Raw genomic sequence first — 2,500 nt, 5'->3', positions numbered from 1 at the left:
TAGCTGGTTCTCCCCGAAATGCATTTAGGTGCAGCGTCGCGTGTTTCTCACCGGAGGTAGAGCTACTGGATGGTCTAGGGGGCCCACAAGCTTACCGAAATCAGCCAAACTCCGAATGCCGGTGAGTGAGAGCGCGGCAGTGAGACTGCGGGCGATAAGGTTCGTAGTCGAGAGGGAAACAGCCCAGATCGCCAGCTAAGGTCCCTAAGCGTGTACTAAGTGGAAAAGGATGTGGGGTCGCGAAGACAACCAGGAGGTTGGCTTAGAAGCAGCCACCCTTGAAAGAGTGCGTAATAGCTCACTGGTCAAGTGATCCTGCGCCGACAATGTAGCGGGGCTCAAGTACACCACCGAAGCTGCGGCATTCACACAATGCACCCCCTTGATTCTGCGGAGTCTTGGGCAGTGGTGTGGATGGGTAGGGGAGCGTCGTGTGGCCATGGAAGCGGCGGGGTGACCCAGCCGTGGAGGCCACACGAGTGAGAATGCAGGCATGAGTAGCGAAAGACGAGTGAGAAACTCGTCCGCCGAATGACCAAGGGTTCCTGGGCCAGGTTAATCCGCCCAGGGTGAGTCGGGACCTAAGACGAGGCCGACAGGCGTAGCCGATGGACAACGGGTTGATATTCCCGTACCCGTGTGAACGCGCCCCTGGTGAATCAGTGATACTAACCATCCTGAAGCGTCCTTACGCCCCTTCGGGGGCCCTGGATGTGGATGCATGGGACCTGATCTGGTAGTAGCCAAGCGATGGGGTGACGCAGGAAGGTAGCTGAGCCAGTCAGTGGTAATACTGGTGTAAGCCTGTAGGGCGAATGGTAGGCAAATCCGCCATTCATTAAGCCTGAGAGGTGACGCATAGCCGAATGAGGCGAATTCAGTGATCCTATGCTGCCGAGAAAAGCCTCTAGCGAGCTTTCACACGGCCCGTACCCCAAACCGACACAGGTGGTCAGGTAGAGAATACTAAGGCGATCGAGATAACTATGGTTAAGGAACTCGGCAAAATGCCCCCGTAACTTCGGGAGAAGGGGGGCCTCGTCCGGTGATCACTCTTGCAGTGTGAGCTGGGTGGGGCCGCAGAGACCAGTGAGAAGCGACTGTTTACTAAAAACACAGGTCCGTGCGAAGTCGTAAGACGATGTATACGGACTGACGCCTGCCCGGTGCTGGAAGGTTAAGAGGACCGGTTAGCCACTTCGGTGGCGAAGCTGAGAATTTAAGCCCCAGTAAACGGCGGTGGTAACTATAACCATCCTAAGGTAGCGAAATTCCTTGTCGGGTAAGTTCCGACCTGCACGAATGGCGTAACGACTTCTCAGCTGTCTCAACCATAGACTCGGCGAAATTGCATTACGAGTAAAGATGCTCGTTACGCGCGGCAGGACGAAAAGACCCCGGGACCTTCACTACAGCTTGGTATTGGTGTTCGGTTCGGTTTGTGTAGGATAGGTGGGAGACTGTGAAGCGCTCACGCCAGTGAGTGTGGAGTCGTTGTTGAAATACCACTCTGATCGTATTGGACCTCTAACCTCGGACCATGATCTGGTTCAGGGACAGTGCCTGGTGGGTAGTTTAACTGGGGCGGTTGCCTCCCAAAATGTAACGGAGGCGCCCAAAGGTTCCCTCAGCCTGGTTGGCAATCAGGTGTCGAGTGCAAGTGCACAAGGGAGCTTGACTGTGAGACTGACAGGTCGAGCAGGGACGAAAGTCGGGACTAGTGATCCGGCACCGGCAAGTGGAAGCGGTGTCGCTCAACGGATAAAAGGTACCCCGGGGATAACAGGCTGATCTTCCCCAAGAGTCCATATCGACGGGATGGTTTGGCACCTCGATGTCGGCTCGTCGCATCCTGGGGCTGGAGTAGGTCCCAAGGGTTGGGCTGTTCGCCCATTAAAGCGGCACGCGAGCTGGGTTTAGAACGTCGTGAGACAGTTCGGTCTCTATCCGCCGCGCGCGTTAGAAACTTGAGGAAGGCTGTCCCTAGTACGAGAGGACCGGGACGGACGAACCTCTGGTGTGCCAGTTGTTCCACCAGGAGCACCGCTGGTTAGCTACGTTCGGAAGGGATAACCGCTGAAAGCATCTAAGCGGGAAGCCTGTTCCAAGATGAGGTTTCTCACCCCCTCGAGGGGGTAAGGCCCCCGGCAGACCACCGGGTTGATAGGCCAGAACTGGAAGTCCGGTAACGGATGCAGGTGACTGGTACTAATAGGCCGAGGACTTACCACAAAGAAGCTACGCGTCCACTGTGCAGTATCTGAAACAACACACACGTTTCAGAACAGAAGAAGAAGAACACCACCAACAACACCGGTTGTTGTGTGTCTTCGCTGATGTTCCGTGTGACAGTTTCATAGAGTTACGGCGGCCATAGCGGAGGGGAAACGCCCGGTCCCATTCCGAACCCGGAAGCTAAGCCCTCCAGCGCCGATGGTACTGCACCCGACAGGGTGTGGGAGAGTAGGACACCGCCGAACATCCGTTACCGAAAGCCCCC

At 56.1% G+C, this 2,500-nt stretch carries 2 rRNA genes (1 of these 2 cut by a window edge); both read left to right on the top strand.

The window, feature by feature from the left end:
- Positions 1-2,232, top strand: a 23S ribosomal RNA gene (locus WKC72_RS00010); it begins 903 nt to the left of the window's first position.
- A 131-nt stretch (positions 2,233-2,363) separates the two neighbouring features.
- A 5S ribosomal RNA gene (gene rrf, locus WKC72_RS00005) occupies positions 2,364-2,480 on the top strand.
- Positions 2,481-2,500 lie beyond the last annotated feature (20 nt).

Origin of the sequence: Rhodococcus wratislaviensis (assembly GCF_041228765.1) — a bacterium.
Classification (GTDB): domain Bacteria; phylum Actinomycetota; class Actinomycetes; order Mycobacteriales; family Mycobacteriaceae; genus Rhodococcus_F; species Rhodococcus_F wratislaviensis.
Note: the sequence above shows the minus strand (reverse complement) of the source record. Positions and strands in the feature narration are given on the sequence as shown.